Below are 22,382 nucleotides of genomic sequence, written 5' to 3' on the forward strand. Positions count from 1 at the left end.
CCATGAGCCTGGAACTGAGCGCGCTGTCGCGCCGCTTCGTCGCGCTGCCCGCCGACAAGCAACGGAGTTTTCTCGAGAAGCTGCGCGCCAGCGGCATCGATTTCGACACGCTGCCGGTGATCCCGCGCGACGTCGCCGCGTCGGTGGTGCCGCTGGGCTATGCGCAGCGCGCGCTGTGGCTGGCCTGGCAGCGCGCGCCGCAGTCGCCGGCCTACAACCTCTCGGGCCGTCTCGGCATCCCGGGCACCGTCACGGCCGACGAGGCGCATGCCTGCGTGGCCGCGCTGGTGCGCCGGCACACCGTGCTGTGCACCACCTATCCGGCCGGCGCCGACGGCCAGGCCGTGCAGCACATCGATCCCGAGCGGCGCTTCGGCTGGACCGTGCGCGAATGGCCGATGCCGCGGTGCGATGGCGAGACGCTGCTGCAGGCGGCCGAGAGCGCGTTCGCGAATGCGCCCTTCGACCTGGCCGACGGACCGGTGTTTCGCGGCGAGCTCCATGTCTTCGCCGATGGCGCGGCCGAGCTGCTGCTCGGCGTGCATCACATCGCGGCCGACGGCCAGTCGGTGGCGCTGCTGAGCACCGAACTGCTGGCGCTGCTCGCGCAGCCCGCGGAGGCACGCAAGGCACAGGCCGCGGCGCTCGAATACGCGGACTATGCGGTCTGGCAGCGGCAATGGCTCGAGGCCGGCGAGCTGCAGCGGCAGATCGACTACTGGCGCGAACGGTTGCGCGACGCGCCGGCCGCCACCGAGCTGCCGCTGGACCGGCCACGGCGCGCGGCGCGCGGCGCGCAGGGCGGGCTGGTGAGCTTCGCGCTCGCGCCCGAGGTCTCGCAGGGCCTGGAGGCGCTGGGGCGCCGGCACGCGGCATCGCCCTACATGGTGGCGATCGCGCTGCTCGCGCTGCTGCTCCATCGCCATGGCGATCAGCAGGACCTCTGCATCGGCTCGGCCACCACCACGCGCGACCGTCCCGAGCTGGCCGGCATGGTGGGCCACTTCACCAACGTGCTGGTGCTGCGGCTGCGGGTCGATCCCGCGGCCGATTTCGCGGCGCTGCTGCTGCAGGTGCGCGACCGCATGCTCGAGGCCAAGAGCCACCAGGACCTGCCGCTGGACATGCTGATCGATGCGCTGGCCGTGAAGCGCACGCCAGGGCTGCACCCGCTGTTCCAGATCAAGGCCACGCAGCAGGCGGCCGGCGAGACGCGCGCGGCGCCGGCGCAGGCCGAGGACGCTCCCGGCGGCGGGGCCGACGAGGTGCACTTCGACCTGAGCTTCGACCTGACCGGCACGGGCCGGCAGCTTCGTTTCGAACTCGCCTATGCGAAGGACATCTTCGACCGTGCGACCGTCGAGGGCCTGGCCTTCGCCCTTGACAGCCTGGCGACCCAGGTGGTCGCCGATCCGGGCCTCGCGCTGGCCGATACCGTGCTGCCCGCCGATTCGAGCCTGCGCGGCGAGCCCGTGACCTGGCCCTTCGAGAGCGTGCCGCGGATGTTCGAGGCGGCCGCGGCACGGCACCCCGACGCGTCCGCGCTGGTCTGCGGCGAGCGCGAGCATTCGCATGGCGAGCTCGATCGCGCGTCGGCCCATTGGGCGGCGCAGCTGGCGCGCCGTGGCATCGGTGCCGAGGACCGGATCGCGATCTGCATGGAGCGTTCGCCCGAATTCGTGCTCGCGCTGCTGGCCGTCATGCGTGCCGGTGCGGCCTTTGTGCCCGTCGACGCCACGCTGCCGCGCCAGCGCATCGAGGAACTGCTGGTGGACTGCGGCGCGAAGCTGGTGCTGGTCGCCGCACCCTTGCCGTGGCCGACGGCCATCGAGCAGGTCGCGGTGGATTTCGAGGCCGCGCAAGGCGGCGATGCCGCATCCACGCAACCCTCGTGCGTGATCCATCCGGACCAGGCTGCCTACGTCATGTACACCTCGGGCTCGACCGGGCGGCCCAAGGGCGTGGTGGTGTCGCATCGCGCGCTCGCCAACTATGCGCAGGGCGTGCTGTCGCGCTTCGAGCTGTCCGCCGGCGAACGTTTCGCCATGGTCTCCACCGTGGCGGCCGACCTGGGCCACACCTCGCTGTTCGGTGCGCTGTGCGCCGGGGGAAGCCTGCACCTGCTGACCGCGGACCAGGCCTTCGATCCCGATGCCTTCGCCGCCAGCATGGCCAGGCACCGTACCGGCATGCTGAAGATCGTGCCCAGCCATCTCAAGGGCCTGCTCAACGCGCAGCGGCCCGAGGACGTGCTGCCGCTGCGCACGCTGGTGCTCGGCGGCGAGGTCACCGATGCGGCCACGCTGCGGACGATCCGCGCGCTGCGGCCAGGGTTGCGCATCTTCAATCACTACGGCCCGACCGAAACCACGGTGGGCATGCTCACGCAACCGGCGCCGGGCGAACTCGAGGCGGCCGGCAACCTGCCGCTCGGCCGTCCGATCCCCGGCATGGATGCGTGGGTGCTCGATGCGCGCCTGCAACCCGTGCCGCCCGGCATGCCCGGCGAGCTGTACGTGGGCGGTGATGGCGTGGCGCGCGGTTACCTGGGCCGTGCCGGCCTGTGCGCCGAGCGCTTCGTCGCCTCGCCGTTCGGCGACGGCGAGCGCCTCTACCGCACCGGCGATCGCGTGCGCCGCCGCAGCGACGGCACGCTCGAGTTCCTCGGCCGCAGCGATGACCAGGTCAAGATCCGCGGCTACCGCGTCGAGCCCGGCGAACTCGCGTCGCAGCTGCGCCAGCTGGCCGGCGTGGCCGATGCCGCCGTGATTGCCGACACCGGCGTGCACGAGGGCGCCGTGCTGCGGGCCTACGTGGTGCCGAAGGCGGGCGCGCCGCTCGATGCCGCCGCCCTGCGCGGCCAACTGCAGGCATTGCTTCCCCAGTGGCTGGTGCCCGAATCGATCACCTTGCTCGATGCATTGCCGCTGACCGCCAACGGCAAGGTCGACCGGCGCGCGCTGCCGCGTGTCGAGTCAGCGGAATCGGCACCGAACGAATCCTTCGAGGCACCGCGCGGCCCGATCGAAGAGGCGCTGGCCGCGATCTGGCGGCAGCTGCTCGGCGTGGAGCGCATCGGCCGTGGCGACAACTTCTTCGCGCTCGGCGGCGATTCGATCCTGAGCCTGAAGCTGGTGGCGCGCGTGCGCAAGAAGGTGCCCGGTGGCGCCAGGCTGAGCCTGCCCGACGTGATGCAGGCCGGCAGCCTGGAAAGCCTGGCCGGACGCCTGCGCCAGGCGTTCGAGCAGTCGCACGATGCGGTCTGCCTGGGCGCCGATGGCGCCGGCGTGCCGCTGTTCTGCCTGCCCGGGTTGATCGTGAACACGCGCGAGTTCCTGCCGCTGGCCGATGCGCTGCGCGGCGACCGGCCGGTCTACGGCTTCGTGAGCCACGTCTACACGCGCGAGCGCTGGCGCGGCTTCTCGGTGGAGGCGCTGGCCAGGGGCTATGCGGACTTCATCGCGGCAGCGGCCACCGGCGGCCGCTGTGCCTTGCTGGGCTGGTCCTCGGGCGGGGACCTGGCCTTCGAGGTCGCGCGGCAGCTGCAGGGGCGCGTCGAGGTGGTCTACACCGCGCTCGTCGACACCTTCCACACCGAAGCGCTGGCGCCCGTGCGCGAACTCGACGCAGAGCAGCGCGCCGAGGCCGACCGCGTGCTCGATGGCTGGCTCGCGCGTTCGGAGATGGCCGATCGCTGGCGCGAGATGCTCGCACGGATGAACGAAGGCGAGCGCGCCTGGGTGGCACAGCAGCTGCTCGACCCGGCCCAGAGCTTCCCGACCGACGGTGCTGGCGACGAGGCCGAGGAGTACCTGCTGTGGGCCGCGATCGACAAGCGGATGCAGGGCTCGCGCCATGTCTGCCAGCCCGCGGCGCTGAAGGTGCACGTGTTCCAGGCCGACAGCTCGCGCGCGCTGCCCGGCGTGCTGCGCAACTGGGCCGACCATGCGAGCGTGGTCTCGACCGAGCTGCTCGCCCAGGCCGATCACCTGGACATCATTCGCCACCCGCAGCTGTGCGCGAAGGTGAAGGCCGCCTTGCGGGAGGCCGACGCGGGTTGAGCCGCACCGCGCCGTACCGCCGCAGCGGTCGCGGGCGCACACGAAAAAAAGGCCGGATACCCGTGGGCATCCGGCCTTTCTCGTTGGGGCCGCTCGCTTACCAGCGGTAGGTGGCGGTGCCGATCACCGAGCGCTGGTCGCCGTAGTAGCAGGTGGCCGAGTCGCAGTTGGCGAAGTAGGTCTTGTTCGTCAGGTTGCGCAGGTTCAGCGCAAGGCTCCAGCGGTCGAAGTCGTAGCCGATCATCGCGTCGTAGATCGCGACCGAGGGCACCTTGACCGGCGTGGTGCCGTAGTCGCCCCAGTTCGAGCCGATGAAGCGCACGCCGGCGCCGACCTTGATGCCGTTGCTGAAGCGGTAGTCCGCCCACACCGACAGCCGGTTGCGCGGCGTGGCGGTGATCGGGAAGCCGATCTCGCTCGGGGTGCTGCTGCGCGTCACTTCGTTCTTGGGCGTGTAGGTGTAGGCGGCCGTGAGGTTCAGGCGCGGCAGCACTTCGGCCGTCGCCTCGAGTTCCAGGCCGCGCACGACCACCTCGCCGGTCTGCTTCGGGATCGAGTCCTCGTCATAGGTGATGTAGTTCTTGCGCCGCAGGTCGAAGATCGCGGCGCTGTAGCTTTCCTTGCGACCCGGCGGCTGGTAGCGCACGCCCACCTCGTACTGGCGCCCAGTCTCGGGCTTGAACATCTGGTTGGTGTCCGGATTGATCGTGGTCGAGGGCACGAACGATTCGGTGTAGCTGAAGTAGGGCGCGATGCCGTTCGGCGCCAGGTACACGAGGCCCGCACGGCCGGTGAACTTGCCGTCGGACGAACGCGTGTTGGTCTCTTCCGCCGGATTGACCACGGTGGCCTTGGCGCGGTCGTAGCGGCCGCTCAGCGTCAGGGCCCAACTGTCCTTCCACTTGATCTGGTCCTGCAGGTACACGCCGGTCTGCACCAGCCTGGACGTGCCGTTGAACCACGGATCGGGAACCTCGGCCAGCGCGGCCTGGACCGGGGCGTAGATGTTGATCGGACCCGCGCGGCCGCCGGTGTAGCTGAACTGTCCGATCGTGCTGCGCTGGTAGTCGACGCCGAACAGCAGCTTGTGCTGCCAGTCGCCGAAGCGCAGGTCGGCCTGGACCTGGTTGTCCATGCTCAGCGAGTTGATGCTCTCGATGCTGCCCGAGGAGGTGCGGCGCAGCAGCGTGAAGTTGGCCGGGTCGTTCGCGTCGTCCTCGTTGAGCGTCACGAAGCCGCGGCGGCCGACCGCGCCGTAGTCGAGCTTCAGGTGGCCGGAGCGCACGTTCTGGCGCACGGTGAAGGTGTCGTTGAAGCGGTGCTCGAACTGGTAGCCGATCATCGACTGATCGTGGTCGTAGTGGTTGAACCCGGGGTCGCCCGCGAACAGCGACGAGGGAATGCGCGTGCCGATGGCGGTGGGCACCAGCGTGCCCTCGGTCGGCAGGGCGCGCGTGTAGACGCCGGCGCGCACGCGGCTGAGCTGGGCCAGCACGGTGAACGAGGTGTCCCTGGAGCGCCAGGTCAGCGACGGCGCGATGTAGGTCACGTCGTCGCGCATCTTGTCGACCGGCAGCTGGCCGTCGCGGATCAGGCCGGTGAAGCGGCCGAGCACGGAGCCGTCTTCATTGAGGGCGCCCGAGAGATCGATTGCCACCTGCTTGCGGTTGTCGTTGCCGAGCTGCATCTGGAGTTCGCGGATCGGCTCGGCCGTGGGCCGCTTGCTGACCACGTTGACCACGCCGCCCGGGCCGCTCTGGCCGAAGGTCGCCGACGAGGGACCGCGCAGCACCTCGATGCGTTCGGCACCGTAGTTCTCGGTGCGCCACACGCCCCAGTTGCCGTTGTTGCGCAGCGGCAGGCCGTCGAGATAGAAGCCCGGGGAATAGGCATCGAAGCCGCGCAGGTTGATCCAGTCGTAGCGCGAGTCGGCGCCGTAGGTGGTGGTCGACACGCCCGGCGTGTAGCCCAGCGCATCCTTGAGGGTGGTGGCGCCGATGGCATTGATGCGGTCGGCGGTGATGACCGAGATCGACTGCGGCGTCTCGATGATCGGCGTGTCGGTCTTGGTGGCGGTGGCGCTGCGCTTGGCGATGTAGCCGGGAACGCGGCTGGTGGCCGATTGTTCCGAGTCCGCGTTCACGGTGACGGCGGGCAGTGCCGCGCTCGGAGCCGCGGGCGCATCGCCCGTGATCTGCGCGGCAGTGGGGAGTCCCCAGAGCGTGACTGCGGTTCCGAAGGCGGCCGCGAGCGAATGGTTCAGCAAGCGTCGACGAGGCTGGAAGAGAAGGCGCATAAAGGACTCGTAGTGATGAAAGCGGCCGGATTTTAATGAGAATGGTTCTTATTGTCGTGTACTTCGTGCAACACTTTCATGCATTCCCAGACGAATGCGGAGGGCACGAACCGTTCCGCAATCGAGTTGCTACTGCAAGGATGCCCCGAGGCATCAGTCGGACGCCGATAACGGCCGACCCGAAATCGGCGCGTTCTCGTCGCGCGGCAGCCAGAGCGCATCGCAGAAGTAGCGCTCGCGCAGCATCGCCACGAGCATCGCGCGCTTGTGCGGCAGGTCGAATTCCTTGACCTTGGCGTAGCCCGACTTGTCGAGATTGCGGATCTGCTGCACGTGGTCGATGCGCGGCTCGCCCATGGCGCGCCGGGTGCGCGGATCGCACAGGAAGATGTAGTGCGAGATCGAGGTCAGCCAGGCCGTCGCGAAGGCGCGGCCGCGGAACGCCGGCTCGCCCACGAGCACGTGCCAGCCGCGGTCGTAGTCGTCGGCGTCGTAGAACGGCGCGATCCGGCTTTCCTTGGCCCAGTACATCTCGAAGTAGGCGAAGGGCTCGCCGTCGAAGCTCGCGATCATCGAGTACATGTGTGGATCGCGGTCGATCGCGTCGAGGTAGGCGCGGTGCTTCGCGAGGTCGCCTTCCTCTTCCCAGATCTTCGCCACGTCGGGGTCGTTCATCCAGCGGTTGAACATCGGCAGGTCGCGCTCGGCATCGAAGCTGCGGAACGAGAAGGTCTTGCCCAGCCACGGAACGAAGCGCTGGTAGAGCGTGCCGCGCGGCTTGGGCGGGCGCACCGGATGGCGCTTGCCGCCGCTGAGCGCGTACTGCAGCGCGATCGGCGCGGGCACCGAGGGCAGCCACAGCCGCGGCTGCTGCCACAGCGTCTCGCGCCAGGCGCGCGTCTGGCCGTCCGCGCGGGTCTGCAGCACGCCGGCCAGCGCCAGTTCGGCGAGGCGCTCGGGGCCCGCCTGGGCCTCCGCCAGCGTCAGCCAGCGGCGGGCCGGATGCTGCGCGAAGGCAGTCTCGAGCGCCGCGAGCAGATGGCTGGTCGCGCCCGGACCCGATACCGCGCCCTCAACCTGGGCCAGCGCGAGGCCCGCCGGCCCGTCCTCAAGCTTCCATTGCGAGAGCGCGCCGCTGGCGGGCGTGTGAACCATCAGGGTGGCGCCCTCCAGGTGCACCTCGTGCGGCACGCCGTCCGCATGCGAGATCAACGGATGGTTCGGTGCCGGTTGGGTCGTAGCGGTCGTCATAGGTCTCCTTGGGTGGATGCGCCGGGCGGGCGCCGGATGTGCGGGGCCAGCAGCACCAGGCCCTGGTGCAGCGCGGGAAAGAGGCTCAGGTTGAAGTTGTTCCAGCGCAGCTCGAGGATCGAATCCGAGGGATCGATGTCGGTGCCCAGCACGTCGAAGATCACCTCGCCAGAGTCGATGCCGTTGTCCACGTAGTGCAGCGAGGCACCGGTCTTGCGCACCAGCGGCGCGGGCGCCGTCTCCATGGTCTTCCAGTCGATCACCTTGCGGCCCTGCACGCCGTGCAGGGCATCGAGGGTCGCGCAGGCGCCGCGGCGCTCGTAGGGCGATTCGATGCGCGTGATGCCCGGATGGATGTTGACGATCCTGCGGTGGAACAGGGCCCCCGGGCGCACCAGTTCGTCGAGGATGACGAGCAGGCCGTCGAGCACGACCACGTCGGCCTGCAGCGTGAGCAGCTTGTCGAGCAGCGCGCGCTCGAAGGCGCTCTTGCCGGCCGGGCGCTCGGCAGCGTCGAGCGGCAGCCGCCGGTAGGCCGAGGGCACCGGATGCAGCATCTCGCGCACCAGCCGTCCCTGGGCCCGCAGGTCCGGCGGAAAGATCCACTTCCTGTCGGGATGCCAGGCGAAGCCGTAGTCGGCGAGTGCCACCTGGTCGCGCGGCGAATGCTCGTCGTCGTCATAGACCACGCCCTCTAGCGAATAGGCGTCCCCGAGCGGGGTGCTGTCGAGCGCCTGCGCCAGGTACTCGAGCGGCGACTTCATGTAGCGCGGCGTTCCCTTGTGGTCGATGTGCTGGCCGGCCTTGTCGGCGGCGGCATTGCGCAGGGACAGGATGTAGACGAGTTTTGCCTTGGACATGGTGAGGAATGGATGGATGAAGGCGGGAGCCCGGCGCGCCGGCGCCGGGACGCCATGAGGGAGACGAAACGCGCGGCCATCTGTTCACGCGCCTTCGATGTCCTCCTCCTGCGCCTCCTCGGAGTCTTCGTCTGCCGCCCCCTGCCGGTGCTGTGGCGACAGCGGGCAGGCACCGCAATAGCCCTCGCCGGGCAGCAGGTGGTATAGGCAGCAGTGCCGGTGCAGCTTCAGCGCGACCGGCCGGCCCTCGTGCAGGCGCTGGACCACGCGCTGGCGGCGCTGCATCGGGTTGGCGACCGTGGCCGCGCCGCCGTCGGCGCCCGGCCAGGCGGGCTCGTGCAGCAGGCGGTCGCGGTCGCGTGCGATCGGGGCCGAGCCGCCCGTCAGCGCGAGGGCCTGGTCGAACACCGGCTCCAGATAGCGCGCCGTGTTGCTCCACAGCAGCCGGGTCGGCACCCGCGTCAGCGCGCGGAGGGTCTCGAACAGCGGCTGCAGGTGCTGCCGCAGCAGCGGGCCATAGCGCTGCGCCGTGCCGGTGCCGTGCCGCGCCTCGCCCAGCGAGAGGATGTGGAAGTCCAGCGGGTTGCCGTCGTCGTCCATGCGCAGCCAGACCTGCGCGGCCGCCATCGGAAAGGCGTGCTGCAGCACGCTGGCGGCCGCCACCACCGGCGGCAGCAGCGTCGACAGGTAGTCGAGCGTCCAGGCGGAGGCCACCGCGCGCAGGTCGCCGGAAGACACGCGTCGCCACCTTGCCTGGCGCGCGATGATGTCGGCCAGCACGGCCTCGGACCGCAGCAGGTCCGACACGCGCAGCGCGCCGACCGGCGGCGTTGCCGCGCACTGGAGCTTCTCGCCGATCTCTGCCAGCTCCCCTTGGAACAGGGGCTTCAGCAGCGGGATCATCGATCGGCCCGCGAGGAGGCGAGGGTGCGGCGCGCGGAGTGCATCCCGAAGAGACGTGCCGGTGCGCCGCTTGTTCATCGCGGGGCCGGCCGATGAACATCCGCGCAGCCCGCGCGTCTGTGCAGAGGACGGCGTCGTGCCGTCCCGAAGTCGCGCCCGCTGCCGGGCGCGGCTCCTGTCGTTTCGGATTGGGACCGCTGGCGCGCCGCGCCGCGCGGCCGCGAACGCCTCCAGGGCGGAAAGAGTCTTTGCATGACATCCAACAGTGGCAATTCCGCAGAGGTGGCACGCCTGCTGAAGCCGTTCTTCCCATGGATTGCCTTGTCCGCGGTCACCGGCATCTGCGCGGGCGCCGCCACGGTGGCCCTGCTGCGCACCATCAACCAGGTGCTCAACCAGGAAGGCGGCATGGCCGGCGGGCTGCTGCTGACCTTCATCGCGCTGTGCTTCATCGCGCTGTTCGGCCGCATGGCATCGGACGTCTCGACCAACTTCGTCGGCCAGCGGCTGGTCGCGCAGGTGCGCCGCAGCCTCGCGCAGAAGATCCTCTCGGCACCCATCGACGCGCTCGAGCGCTACCGCACCCATCGCCTCATGCCGGTGCTGTCGCAGGACGTCGACATGATCAGCGACGCCGCCTTCGTGCTGTCCTCGACGCTGATCGCGGTGGCGGTCACGCTGGGCTGCCTCGGTTACCTGGCCTGGCTGTCGCTGCCGCTGTTCGGCCTGCTGCTGGTGGCGCTGGTGATCGGGGCGGCGGTGCAGACCATGGCGCACAACCGGGCCGAGACCGGCTTCTGGAAGGCGCGCGAGCACGAGGACCAGCTGCACAAGGCCTACCGCGCGATCAGCGAGGGCGCCAAGGAACTGCGCATGCACCGCGAGCGCCGCACGCGCATGTTCGGCGGCCAGATCGAGCAGATCGTCGAGCGCATCCGCGCGGTCAACAGCCGCGCGATCAACACCTTCGTGCTCGCCACCGCGTTCGGCTCCGCGCTGTTCTTCCTGCTCATCGCCCTGATCCTCGGCTGGGCCGCGTTCCGCGCCACCGAGCCCGCGGTGCTCAGCGGCTTCGTGCTGGTGCTGCTGTTCCTCAAGGGGCCGATCGAGCAGATCGCCGGCACGCTGCCCAACGTGGGTCGCGCCAAGGTCGCGTTCCAGCGCATCGCCGATCTCTCGGCGCGCTTCGCCACGCCCGAGCCGCACCTGCACCTCGAACGCCCCGCGAGCATCGCCGCGCTGTCGCAGGGCATCGGCATGCAGGGCGTGCGCTATGCCTTCGATGCACCCGACGGCGGCGCCCCGTTCGTGCTCGGGCCGATCGACCTGCAGCTGCGCCGCGGCGAGATGGTGTTCGTGGTGGGCGACAACGGCTCGGGGAAGACCACGCTCATCAAGCTGCTGCTGGGCCTCTATGCGCCGCAGGAGGGCGAGGTGCTGCGCGACGGCGTGGCCGTGACGCCGGAAGCGCGCGACGACTACCGCCAGCTGTTCACCACCGTGTTCTCCGATTTCTACCTGTTCGAGGACCTGGTCGCCAATGAACGCGGCGAGGCTGGCGCGCAGTCGCTGCCGCAGGCCGCGCTGCCCTACCTGCAGCGCCTGGAGATCGCTCACAAGGTCAGCGTGAAGGACGGCTCGTTCAGCACGGTCGACCTCTCGACCGGCCAGCGCAAGCGCCTGGCTCTCGTGCATGCCTACCTCGAGGGGCGCCCGGTGCTGGTGTTCGACGAATGGGCCGCGGACCAGGACCCGACCTTCCGCCACCTTTTCTACACCGAACTGTTGCCCGAGCTGCGCGCCAAGGGCCATCTGCTGGTAGTCATCTCGCACGACGACCGCTACTTCCACCTGGCCGACCGCGTGATCACGATGAAGGCCGGGCGGATCGCGGAAGACCGCGCGCGTGCGCCGGAAAGCCTCGCGGCCTGAGCCCTTCGTTCACCGACCGCCTCCGGACACCGATCGCAGGCGCCTGACCATTTCACAAGGAGTTGAATCCCCATGCAGCACATCCATGACCTGATCGGCGTCGGATTCGGACCGTCGAACATCGCGCTGGCCATCGCGCTCGAAGAGAAGCGTCATGGGACCAAGCCGCTGGACGCCCTGTTCATCGAGCGCCAGCCCAGCTTCGCCTGGCATCCGCACATGCTGCTCGACCAGGCCAACATGCAGATCTCGTTCCTCAAGGACCTGGCGACCTTGCGCAACCCGACCAGCCGCTTCACCTTCATCAACTACCTGCACGAGAGCGGACGCCTGCCGGAGTTCATCAACCTCAAGAGCTTCTTCCCGAGCCGGCACGAGTTCAACGACTACCTCGGCTGGGCCGCGCAGCAGTTCGACGATGCCTGCGCCTACGGCGAGGAGGTGTTCGAGGTGCTGCCGGAGACGCAGGTCGGCGAAGTCTCGCTGCTGCGCGTGCGTTCGCGCAGCGTCGAGGGCGGCCGCGTGCAGGAAAGGTTGGCGCGCAACCTCGTGGTCGGCATCGGCGGCGTGCCCAACATTCCCGAGAGCTTCCGCGCGCTGCGCGGCGACGGCCGGGTGCTGCATTCGAGCAGCTACTTGCGCGACATCGCGCGCGTGTTGCGCGACGGCCAGCCGAAGCGCGTGGCCGTCATCGGAGCGGGGCAGAGCGCGGCCGAGATCTTCATGGACCTGCAGGGGCGGCCCAACGCGCCGCAGGTCGACTTCATCATGCGGGCGCGGTCGATCCGTCCGTCCGACGACAGTCCGTTCGTCAACGAGGTCTTCAACGTCGACTTCACCGACTACGTCTACAGCCGGCCGAGCCATGAGCGCGCAGCGCTGCTCGAGGAGGTGGCGCAGACCAACTACGCGGTGGCCGACCTCGACCTGATCCAGCAGATCTACAAGGTGTTCTACGACCAGAAGGTGACGCGCGGCAATCGCCTGCGCATGCTGCGCCAGCACGATGTGCGTTCGGTGCGCGCGGCGTCCGATGGCATCCACCTGCAGCTGCTCGACCAGGACACGGGCCGCGAGATCGCGCAGTCCTACGACGCCGTGGTGCTCGCCACCGGCTACGCGCGCGACCAGCACCGCGACCTGCTGCAGCCGATCGCGCCCTACCTCGGCGACTTCTCCGTCGACCGCTACTACCGGCTGCAGGCCACGCCCGACTTCCATCCCGGCATCTTCCTGCAGGGCGCCTGCGAGGACAGCCACGGCATCAGCGACACGCTGCTGTCCGTGACCTCGGTGCGCACCGGCGAGATCGGCAATGCGCTGCTGGCCGCGCTGCCGCGCATGCGCAGCAGCACCACGCGCGGCGAATCGCAGGTCGCGCAGATCTAGCGCCGTCCGGCCGCCACCGCGCGGCCGCGCACCGGCGACGCGCGGGTTTGCCGGCGATGCCGCGCGGACGATTCCCGACGGCATGGCAGTGACCTCACGGGCGGTCATGTCATTTCCGCTTCCACCGATACTCTCGCGCCTTCGAAAAACCGACCGACTGCTTTGCCTTCCTGACATGCGCCGAATCGTTCCTCTCCTGCTGCTCGCCCTGTTGTCGGTTTCCGTGGGAGCCGGCTATCTCTGGAATCGTCAGCCGGCGAGCGCGCTCGAATCGGTCGCGGTGGTCCGCACCCACATCGAGTCGAGCGTCACGGCGCTCGGGACCCTGCAGCCGCGGCGCTATGTCGATGTCGGCGCCCAGGTGTCGGGCCAGATCCTGCGGCTGCACGTGCAGCCGGGCGACGTGGTCGAGAAGGGCCGGCTGCTCGTCGAGATCGACCCCAGCGTGCAGCGCGCGACCGTCGACGCGGGCCGCGCGTCGCTGGCCGGGTTGCGCGCGCAACTGGCCGAGCAGCGCGCCAAGCACCGGCTGGCCGAACAGCAGCAGGCGCGCCAGCGGCGCATGGCGGCCGACGGCGCCACGCGCGAGGAGGACGTGCAGGCCGCCGAGGCCGAGCTCGCCTCCGCCGCCGCGCGCATCGACAACCTGTCGGCGCAGATCGTCCAGACCCAGGCCACGCTGCAGGCCGACGAGGCGCGCCTGGGCTACACGCGCATCTTCGCGCCCATGGAGGGCACCGTGGTGTCGGTCGAGGCGCGCGAAGGCCAGACGCTCAATGCCACCTACCAGACGCCGAACGTGCTGCGCATCGCCGACCTGTCCTCGATGACCGTCTGGTCCGAGGTGTCGGAGGCCGACGTGCGGCGCGTGAAGCCCGGCATGCCGGTCTACTTCACCACGCTGGGCGCCGACCAGCGCCGCTGGCAGGGCAAGGTGCGCCAGCTGCTGCCCGCGCCGCCCACGCCCGCGCCCAAGGCGGGCGGTTCCGAAAGCAGTAGCACGCCGCAGGCCGCGGCCAGCAAGGTCGTGGTTTACACCGCGCTGTTCGACGTCGACAACGCCGATGGCGAGCTGATGCCGCAGATGACGGCGCAGGTCGCCTTCGTCGAGGCTGCCGCCAAGGATGCGCTGTCGGTGCCCGTGACCGCCCTGGTCCCGGCGCAAGTCGGCGGCACCGACCGCTTCGCCGTGCGCGTGCTGCGTCCCGACGGCACGGTCGAAGCCCGCGTGGTCCGCGTCGGCGTGCGCAACCGCGTGTCGGCCCAGGTGCTCGAAGGCCTCGAGGCCGGCGAGCGCATCGTCACCGGTCCGGCGCCGCGCCAGGCCGCGACGCCATGAGCGGCGAGGCCGTGCCGCTGATCGAACTGCGGGACATCACCAAGTCCTATGGCCGCGCGGTGGCGGACGATTCCGGGGCGAACGACACCGCCGACGCGCAGGCCATGCCGCACGCGCTGGTGCTGCGCGGCATCTCGCTGAAGCTGCACGCGGGCGAGTTCGTCGCCATCGTCGGCGCCTCGGGTTCGGGCAAGTCCACGCTGATGCACATCCTCGGCTGCCTCGACCGGCCGAGCGGCGGACACTACCTGTTCGAAGGCCAGGACGTCGCGGACTTCGACGCCGACGCACTGGCCTGGCTGCGCCGCGAGGCCTTCGGCTTCGTGTTCCAGGGCTATCACCTGGTGCCGACCGAGTCGGCGCGCGAGAACGTCGAGATCCCCGCGCTCTATGCGGGCATGCCGGAGGCCGAGCGCCGCGCGCGCGCCGCCGCGCTGCTCGAGCGCCTGGGCATGGGCACGCGCCTCGACCATCGGCCAAGCCAGCTCTCGGGCGGCCAGCAGCAGCGCGTGGCCATCGCGCGCGCGCTGATGAACGGCGGGCGCATCATCCTGGCCGACGAGCCCACCGGCGCGCTCGACAGCCACAGCGGTGCCGAAGTCATGCGGCTCTTGAACGAACTCGCCGACGCGGGCCACACGGTGATCCTGATCACCCACGATCGCGGCGTGGCCGCGCAGGCGCGCCGCGTGATCGAGATCCGCGACGGGCAGATCGTGGCGGACTCCGGCGTGCGGGCGACGCCGCCGGCGCAGAGCCCGCCGCGCCCATCGCTGATCGCGACCCGGGGCAACGCGCGCTACGCCCAGGCATCGCTGGCGGCCGATCTGCAGGAGGCCGCCCGGGCCGCCTGGCGCGTGATGTGGAGCAACCGCTTCCGCACCGCGCTCACGCTGCTGGGCATCGTGATCGGCGTGGCCTCGGTCATCGCGATGCTCGCGGTCGGCGGCGGTTCGCAGCGCCAGGTGATGGCGCAGTTCGAGACCTTCGGCGTGCGCACCATGTTCGTCGCCGCGCGCGAGGGCAGCGTGCGCGCGCCCGGCGCGCCGCTGACGCTCGACGACGTGGAGATCATCCGCCGGCTGCCGAACGTGGAGGCCGTCGCGCCCTACATCGAGGACCGCGTGGTGGTCCGCCGCGGCAATGCCGACCATGCCTCCGAGGGCGGCGGCACCACCGTCGGCTTCGGGCCGGTGCTGGGCTGGAAGGTCAGCCAGGGCCAGATGTTCGACGAGGCCGACGAGCGCGGCGTGGCCAAGGTGGTCGTGATCGGCGAGACCGTGCGCAAGGCGCTGTTCGCCGACGGCAGCAATCCGGTCGGGCAGGACGTGCTGGTGGACAAGGTGCCGTTCCAGGTGGTGGGCGTGCTCGCCGCCAAGGGCACCACCGACGGCGAGGACCAGGACGATCGCGTCATCGTGCCGTTCTCGGCCGCGGCCGCCCGGCTGTTCGGCCACATGAACCCGACCTGGATCGGCGTGCAGGTGCGCGACATGGAACTGGCGCTGCACACGGCCGACACCATCGAGACGCAGCTGGCCGAGCGCCGCCGCGTGCGCGACGTGCGCGTGTGGAACCGGGTCGAGGCGATCCGCGTGCAGTCGGCGACCGCGCGCGCCATGACCGTGATGCTGGGCCTGATCGCCGCGATCTCGCTCGTGGTCGGCGGCATCGGCGTGATGAACGTGATGCTGATGACGGTGCGCGAGCGCACGCGCGAAGTCGGCATCCGCATGGCGACCGGCGCGCGCCAGACCGACATCCTGCGCCAGTTCATGACCGAGGCCGTGCTCGTCACCTCGGTGGGCGGCAGCGTGGGCGTGGCGCTGGGCCTGCTGATCGTGGTGGGCCTGATGCTCGCCAGCGTGCCCGTGGTGTTCTCGCTCGTCGCCACCGTCGGCGCCTTCGGCTGCGCCGTGCTGACCGGCCTGGTCTTCGGCTTCATGCCGGCGCGCAACGCGGCCCGGCTCGACCCCGTCGCGGCCCTTGCATCCCAGTAGGCTGGCCACGACCGTGCGCCGTTCCCGTCCCATGCTTTTCACTGCCATGCCGCCGCTTTCCTCGCTTCCCCGTGCGCCATGGCCGGCGCTCGTGCTCGGTGTCCTGCTGCTGGCGGGCTGCGCCGTGTCTTCGCCCGATGCCGACCGCGCCGTGACGGCGCCCGCCGCCTGGCGCTCGGCGCCGCCGCCGTCCGCCGTCGCGCAGGCCGGCCTGCCCGATGTGCAATGGTGGCGCGGCTTCGGCAGTGCCGAGCTCGACGCCATGATCGAGCGCGCGCAGGCCGGCAGCCACGATCTCGCGATGTCGGCCGCGCGCGTGCAGGCGGCCCGCGCGCAGGCATCGATCGCGGGCGCGGCGCGCCTGCCGGTGTTGAGCGGCGCCGTCGATGCCAGCCGCGATGCGCGCGTGGGCAGCCGTGGCGCGGCCGACAGCGATGCGCAGTTCGTGGGCTTCGCGGCGCGCTACGAACTGGATCTCTGGGGCCGCCTGGCGGCCTCGCAGCGCGAGGCCCTGCAGGGTGTGCGCGCCAGCGAGTTCGACCTCGATGCCGCGCGCCTCGGCCTCAACGCCCAGGTGGCTTCGGCGTGGCTGCAATGGACCGCGCTGCGCGAGCGCGAAGCCATCGCGCGCGACAACCTCGACAACGCGCGGCGCGTGCTGCGGCTGGTGGAGTCGCGCCAGCGCGCCGGCGCCGCGACACCGCTCGAGCTCGCGCAACAGCGGGGCCTGGTGGCCGCGCGGCAGCGCGAACTCGCGGCCCTGACGCAGCAGGCCGGCGACGCCGCCACCGCGCTCGCGCTGCTGTTCGGCCTGCCGTCGTCGACGCAGGGCTGGCCGCTGGCGGGCGATGCGCGCCTGGAGACCGTGCGCGTGCCCGCGGTCGATGCCGGCATGCCGTCCGAACTGCTGGTGCGCCGGCCCGACATCGCGCTCGCGGAGGCGCGGCTGGCGGCCGCCGATGCGAACGTGCAGGCCGCGCGCGCCGCGCTGCTGCCGAGCGTATCGCTGAGCGCCACGCTCGGATGGCGCGGCGGCAGCGCGGCCGGCAACCTGTTCGACAACCCGGCCTATGGCCTCGTGGCCGGCCTCGCGGCGCCGATCTTCGATGGCGGACGGCTGCGTGGCGAGCAGGCGCTGGCCGAGGCGCGCCGCGAGGAACTGCTGCAGGCCTACCGCCGCAGCATCGCCGCCGCCTTCGCCGATGCCGAGACCGCCCTCAACGGGCTGGCCGGCCTCGATGCCCAGGCCGAGATCCAGGCCGAGGAACTGCTGCAGGCCCGCCGCGCCGCCGAACTGTCGGAGTCGCGCTACCGGGCCGGCGCCGAAACGCTGCTCGCGCTGCTCGATGCGCAGCGCACGCTCTACGGCGCGCGCGACCAGCAGGTGCAGCTGCTGCAGTCGCGGCTGCAGGCGCGGGTCGCGCTCTATCGCGCGCTGGGTGGCGGATGGCGCGAAGCGGCCGCAGGCGGCGGGTAGCCACGGCGTCGCGCGCGCATGGCCGATGCCCTCCGGAATTCCGTTGGGTGAGCGCCTGCTTTCTCGAAACTGCCCGAGATGAACATATGCCAGCGTCGTGCGTCAGTAGCAAGACGCAGACAACGCTTCGGCACATTCGCAAGGCAGTCGACGATGAAAAACTCTTCTCTCACGTGCTCCGAAGCTGCCGTTGCGACCGCATGGACGCTCTTCAGCCGCCTGCACGACGAGCCCTCGCGCGCCCATGCCCACCGGCTGGTGGCGTGGCTCGGCGAAGACCCGCTGCACGTGCGCGCGCTCGACGATGCGCTCACCTTGTGGGCACTGGCCGGCGCGGCGCTGTCGCGGCCTTCGGGCGACGACGACAGGAATGGCCCGCGCACCGGGCTGCAGTGAACAACACGGCGCCGCCTTCGTCTTCCGAAGGAGCAACGGCCCTCGGCTACCGATCGGGCTGTGTTGCCGCAACCAGGCGGAGTCGCGTGATCTTTTCTTCCATGAGAGGTGCCCCGGCGGCATCGGGCCGGCAAGCGATGGGCCGCGCCGCGCGTGTGCTGGGCATCGCCGCCGTGCTGGCGCTGATGGCGGGCTCGCTCGCCAACGCACGCGAGGCCGTTCCCGAGCGCACGTCCACCGCGATCGACATCCGCCGCACCGCCGACGGCATTCCGCACGTCCGTGCCGGCTCCTGGCGCGGCCTGGGCATCGGCCAGGGCTATGCGCAGGCACAGGACGCGCTGTGCACGCTGGCCGATGCCTTCGTCACCTACCGGGGCCAGCGTTCGTTCTACTTCGGTCCCGACCGTAAGCCCGCGACCCGCTCGACCTTCGGCACGCCCGCCAACCTCGATCTCGACTTCTTCTTCATGGCCTTCGCCGACGCGCCTGCCATCGCGGCGCTCGAGCGGGAGCAACCCGCCGCGCTCAACGAACTGATCGCCGGCTATGCCGAGGGCTACAACCGCTACCTGTCGACGCTGCGCGAGCCGCGGCGCGGCGCCGCCGCGAGGCCGGCCTGCGCCGACGCGCCCTGGGTCCAGGACATCGGCGCCGACGACATCTACCGCCGCATGATCGCCGCCGCCCTCGCGGGCGGCTACACGCAGTTCCTCACCGAGATCGTCAAGGCCCGGCCCGCGGCCGCGGTGCCGCCGGCATCGCCCGACCAGCTCTCGCTGTCCTCGCGCCTGGCCATGCCGGTGGGCGATGCGCGCGGCATCGGCAGCAACGTGCTGGCCTTCGGCGGTGCGGCCACTGGGGGGCAGGGCGGTGTGCTGTTCGGCAATCCGCACTGGTATTGGGGCGGGCCCGACCGCTTCTATCAATCGCATCTCACGCTGCCGGGCCGCCTCGACGTGGCGGGTGTTTCCTTCCTCGGCATTCCCGTGGTGATGATCGGCTTCAACAACGACGTGGCCTGGAGCCACACGGTGTCGGCCGCGCGACGTTTCGGCCTGTTCGACCTCGTGCTCGATCCGGCCGATCCCACGCGCTACCTGGTCGACGGCGTCTCGCAGCCGATGCGCGCGCGTTCGCTCGCCGTCGAGGTGCGCCGCGCCGACGGCTCGATCGCCACCGAGCGCCGCACGCTCTACAGCACCCGCTTCGGTCCGGTGGTCGATCTCGGCGCGCGCCATCCCGCGCTCGGCTGGAGCGCGAAGAAGGCGGTCGCGTTGCGCGATGTCAATGCCGACAACCACCGCATCTTCCGCAACTTCTTCCGCTGGAACCAGGCCCGCTCGCTCGATGATTTCATTGCGATCCAGCGCGAGGAGACCGCGATGCCTTGGGTCAACACCGCCGCCATCGGCCGTGGCGACCCGCGCGCCTGGTATGCCGACATCGGTGCGGTGCCCGACGTGCCCGACACGCTGCGCGCCGCCTGCGCCACGCCGCTGTCGAAAGCCTTCGCGGCCCTCGATCCGACCACGCCGGTGCTCGACGGCAGCCGCTCGGCCTGCGACTGGCGCAGCGAGAGCGCGGCGGCGCAGCCCGGCGCGATGCCCGCCGCGCGCATGCCGGGGCTGCTGCGCGAGGACTACGTGGCCAACATGAACGACAGCTACTGGCTGGCCAATCCGGCGCAGCCGCTCGAGGGCTTCGCGTCCGGCCTCGGCGGCGAGGCGAAGCCGCTCTCGCTGCGCGGGCGCGAGGGCCATCGCATCGCGGGCGAGCTCGCGGGCGCGCACCTGCGCTCGGCGCACGCGCTCGCCGACCGGCTCGCGGTCGAGACGCTGGCCTCGCGCGCCTACAGCGCGGACCGTTTCAAGGCGCCGTTGCTCGACGGCATCTGCAAGCCCGAAAGCGTGGCGCTGGGGGCCGACGATCCGGTGCCGGGCCAGGCCGCGGGCATCGCCGCGAATGCGCGTTCGGTGAGCATCGGTCCGGCCTGCGAGGTGCTGCGCCGCTGGCCGAATCGCGCCGATGCGCAGGACCGCGGCGCGCTGCTGTGGGACTTCTTCTGGACCCGCGTGCGGAAGATCCCGTCGGCCGAGCTCTATGCCACGCCGTTCTCGCCGAAGACGCCGCTGTCCACGCCCGACGACATCCGTGCCGCCGATCCGCGCGTGGCGCGTGCGCTGGCCGGTGCCGTCGAGGACATGGCCGCCAAGGGCTGGGCGCTCGACACGCCGTTGGGTGCGCGCCGTTTCGCGCGCAGCGCTGGTGGACTGGTTCCGCTCTACGGTGGGTGCGATTCCGATGGCTACTTCACCAACGCCTGCTCGCGCGACGACGACTACACGATGAGCGATCTCTCGCACGGCAACACCTACCTGCAGATCGTCCACTTCGACGCGCGCGGCGTGCACGCCCGAACGCTGCTTGCGCACGGCGAGCGCGAGACTGCGGTGACGAACGGCGCGGGCGCCGCACCCGTGTTGCGTTATGCGCGCAAGGACTGGCTGCGCTTCCCGTTCCGCGAGGAAGAGATCGCGCGCGATCCGAAGCTGGTGCGCGAGACCCTGCGGCCCTGAGCGGCGCGCTTCAGGCGCGCGATGCGTCCAGGGCGCCCATCCGCTCGACGATGTCCGCGCACACGCGCGCGTTGCCCGGCATGAACCGATGCAGCAGGGCCCGCGCATCGAGACTGCTCGATGCGCGGGGCCAGTGGGAGCTGCGGGCCGGGAACACCGTCACGTCGAAAGACGTCCAGTACCCGAACACCGCCAGCCGCGCGAGCCGATGCTCGGTGCGCCGGAGCTCCTCGAGCACCGGGCTGCCGGGCCGCATGTCGCGGGCGCCCCTTCCCGGATAGAGGTAGGCCAGCAGCGTTCCCTGGTGCGGCGCCGAGACCGCGAACAGGGCCTCGCAGCGCACATGTCCGTCGAGCAGCTGCAGGTAGTGGCGCGAGACGATGCACCCCATGCTGAAGCCGACGATGGCGATCGGCTCGGTGGGGCCGAACTGCTCGTCGATGTATGCCTTCAGCTTGCAGGCAAGGTCATGAATGCCGCGGCGTCCATCGGCGGGTTTGAGCGCGGGCACCCAGCAGCGATGGCCGGCGTCGCGCAGGCTGCGCTCGAGGCGTCGGAAGATCGCGCCGTCGTCGAAGATACCGTGCACCAGCACCACGTTCATGCCGTGCGCTTCTTTCGCATCACTGCTTCGCCGCCGGAAACGTCAGCTTGTTCTTCAGGCGCGCGCCGTCCGGGCTGATGGCCAGCACCGCCTGGGTCACAGCCTGCGGGCTGTCCGTCGTTCCCGCACCGAAGTGCCACAGCCGCCCGTCGCTGTCGCGCTGCACCCGGTACACGGTCTTGCGCAGCGGTCCGCCGTAGTCCGGAACCTGTGCATCGGACAGCTTGCGTACCGTCACGCCGGTGGCCGCCAGGGCTTCGACGCTTTGCGCGAACGCTGCATCGACCTCCTTGGCACTGGCCTTCTGCGCGCGGATCTCGCACACGCCGTTGTCGAGCAGCACCAGCACCCGCTGCGAATAGACGCTGCTGCTGACATCCCACACCGAGCCCGGCTCGCCGTTGAGAAAGCTGATCGCGTTCGGCGGGTTCTCGATGTAACTGGGCCTGGCCTTCACCAAGGCCGTGCGCAGGGCCAGCGGCTGGTCGTAGTGCTTCAGGCAGGTGTCCTGCCACAAGGCCATGAGCGCACGCGCCTGTGCCTCGGGGGAGAAGCGCAGGTCCGGATTCGCGACCGGTGCGCCCGCGTTGGCGTCGATGCCGGCGGGCGTGCGAAGCTTGAGTGCGCGCTGCTTCTGGCCCTCGATGTACCGGAGTTCGCTGCGCGACATCGCGTTGGTGGGGTCGAGCGCGAGCACGCGTTCGTGCAAGGCCTTGGCGGCATCGAGATCGCCGAGCTCGACCTCGGCAAAAGCCATGCCGCGCAGTGCGCGCGTGGTCTCCGAGGTCTTCACCTGTTCCGGGCTGAGCTGGGCCGCGTCCAGTGCCTGCTTGAACCGGTCGAAGGATGCGCGCCAGTTCTTCTCGAGCGCATCGATGTTGCCGCGCTCCGACAGGTACTTGGAGTTTTGCGGCGACAGCAGGATGGCGGCATCGAAGGCCTGCCTGGCCTCCGGAATCCGGTGCAGATCGACCAGCGCGAAGCCCTGCGTGAAGTAGGCGAGGCCGAACCAGGGGCCATGAACCTTGGCCGGCGTGTTCGCGTTGGCGGCCTGGCCCAGGTAGGCGAGGGTTTCGACCAGGGACCGCGACGAGAACGAGATGACGCCGATCTCGCGATAGCGCTTCTCGTACTCGGCGACGGCCTGTTGCGCCAGCGGCAGGGCCTCGGCCGGCTTCTTCGCCTGGATCAACGACAGCGCGCGCAGCACCCGCTGCGCGTTGGCGTCGTTGTCTTCATCGGATGGGGCGGGCGCCGGCTTGGCGGAAGCCGTGGCCTGCGCGGTCGGCTCGATC

14 protein-coding genes are annotated in these 22,382 nt (G+C 70.6%); 8 read left to right on the forward strand and 6 right to left on the reverse strand.

Features of this window, described 5'->3' with window-relative positions; all coding sequences use genetic code 11:
• Positions 1-2: 2 nt before the first annotated feature.
• Positions 3-4,061, forward strand: a complete 4,059-nt coding sequence (locus ACHMXE_RS20150) for an amino acid adenylation domain-containing protein (protein WP_395350976.1) — start codon at positions 3-5, stop codon at positions 4,059-4,061.
• Positions 4,062-4,158: 97 nt separating this feature from the next.
• Here the strand turns inward: ACHMXE_RS20150 and ACHMXE_RS20155 are convergent, their stop codons facing one another.
• From ACHMXE_RS20155 to fhuF, 4 genes are all read right to left on the reverse strand, one after another.
• A complete protein-coding gene (locus ACHMXE_RS20155) occupies positions 4,159-6,357 on the reverse strand; it encodes a TonB-dependent siderophore receptor (RefSeq protein ID WP_395350977.1) in 2,199 nt (732 codons plus the stop codon).
• 153 nt (positions 6,358-6,510) lie between these two features.
• Positions 6,511-7,608 (reverse strand): GNAT family N-acetyltransferase, encoded by a 1,098-nt coding sequence (locus ACHMXE_RS20160; RefSeq protein WP_395350978.1) that lies wholly within the window; start codon positions 7,606-7,608, stop codon positions 6,511-6,513.
• Positions 7,605-8,468 (reverse strand): formyltransferase family protein, encoded by an 864-nt coding sequence (locus tag ACHMXE_RS20165; protein WP_209545300.1) that lies wholly within the window; start codon positions 8,466-8,468, stop codon positions 7,605-7,607. The genes ACHMXE_RS20160 and ACHMXE_RS20165 overlap by 4 nt, the downstream gene beginning before the upstream one ends.
• Before the next feature lie 84 nt (positions 8,469-8,552).
• The gene (gene fhuF, locus ACHMXE_RS20170; RefSeq protein ID WP_395350979.1) at positions 8,553-9,371 is read right to left on the reverse strand and encodes a siderophore-iron reductase FhuF; all 819 of its coding nucleotides are present in this window, start codon (positions 9,369-9,371) and stop codon (positions 8,553-8,555) included.
• A 252-nt stretch (positions 9,372-9,623) separates the two neighbouring features.
• On the opposite strand from fhuF, the gene ACHMXE_RS20175 reads away from it, so the two are divergent.
• The 7 genes from ACHMXE_RS20175 (at position 9,624) to ACHMXE_RS20205 (ending at position 20,483) form a co-directional block, all read left to right on the forward strand.
• Positions 9,624-11,303, forward strand: a complete 1,680-nt coding sequence (locus ACHMXE_RS20175; protein ID WP_209545304.1) for a cyclic peptide export ABC transporter — start codon at positions 9,624-9,626, stop codon at positions 11,301-11,303.
• 72 nt (positions 11,304-11,375) lie between these two features.
• Positions 11,376-12,692 (forward strand): lysine N(6)-hydroxylase/L-ornithine N(5)-oxygenase family protein, encoded by a 1,317-nt coding sequence (locus tag ACHMXE_RS20180; protein WP_395350980.1) that lies wholly within the window; start codon positions 11,376-11,378, stop codon positions 12,690-12,692.
• 175 nt (positions 12,693-12,867) lie between these two features.
• Positions 12,868-14,031 (forward strand): efflux RND transporter periplasmic adaptor subunit, encoded by a 1,164-nt coding sequence (locus tag ACHMXE_RS20185; protein WP_395350981.1) that lies wholly within the window; start codon positions 12,868-12,870, stop codon positions 14,029-14,031.
• Entirely contained in the window at positions 14,028-16,031 is a 2,004-nt protein-coding gene (locus ACHMXE_RS20190) for a MacB family efflux pump subunit (RefSeq protein WP_395350982.1), read from the forward strand. Before ACHMXE_RS20185 ends, ACHMXE_RS20190 begins: the two co-directional genes overlap by 4 nt.
• Positions 16,032-16,077: 46 nt before the next feature.
• On the forward strand, positions 16,078-17,508 hold the full coding sequence (locus ACHMXE_RS20195; protein ID WP_395350983.1) for an efflux transporter outer membrane subunit: 1,431 nt from the start codon (positions 16,078-16,080) through the stop codon (positions 17,506-17,508).
• 153 nt (positions 17,509-17,661) lie between these two features.
• Positions 17,662-17,904: a hypothetical protein gene (locus ACHMXE_RS20200; RefSeq protein ID WP_395350984.1), complete on the forward strand. Its 243-nt coding sequence runs from the start codon at positions 17,662-17,664 to the stop codon at positions 17,902-17,904.
• A 101-nt stretch (positions 17,905-18,005) separates the two neighbouring features.
• Positions 18,006-20,483: a penicillin acylase family protein gene (locus ACHMXE_RS20205; RefSeq protein ID WP_395350985.1), complete on the forward strand. Its 2,478-nt coding sequence runs from the start codon at positions 18,006-18,008 to the stop codon at positions 20,481-20,483.
• 10 nt (positions 20,484-20,493) lie between these two features.
• Here ACHMXE_RS20205 and ACHMXE_RS20210 read toward each other — a convergent pair whose 3' ends face one another.
• Positions 20,494-21,087 carry an esterase/lipase family protein gene (locus ACHMXE_RS20210; protein ID WP_395350987.1) on the reverse strand — a complete coding sequence of 198 codons (594 nt, stop codon included), beginning with the start codon at positions 21,085-21,087 and terminating at the stop codon, positions 20,494-20,496.
• Between the two features lie 19 nt (positions 21,088-21,106).
• Positions 21,107-22,297 (reverse strand): tetratricopeptide repeat protein, encoded by a 1,191-nt coding sequence (locus ACHMXE_RS20215; protein WP_395350988.1) that lies wholly within the window; start codon positions 22,295-22,297, stop codon positions 21,107-21,109.
• Positions 22,298-22,382 lie beyond the last annotated feature (85 nt).

Origin of the sequence: Variovorax sp. UC122_21 (genome assembly GCF_044056785.1) — a bacterium.
Taxonomy (GTDB): domain Bacteria; phylum Pseudomonadota; class Gammaproteobacteria; order Burkholderiales; family Burkholderiaceae_C; genus Variovorax.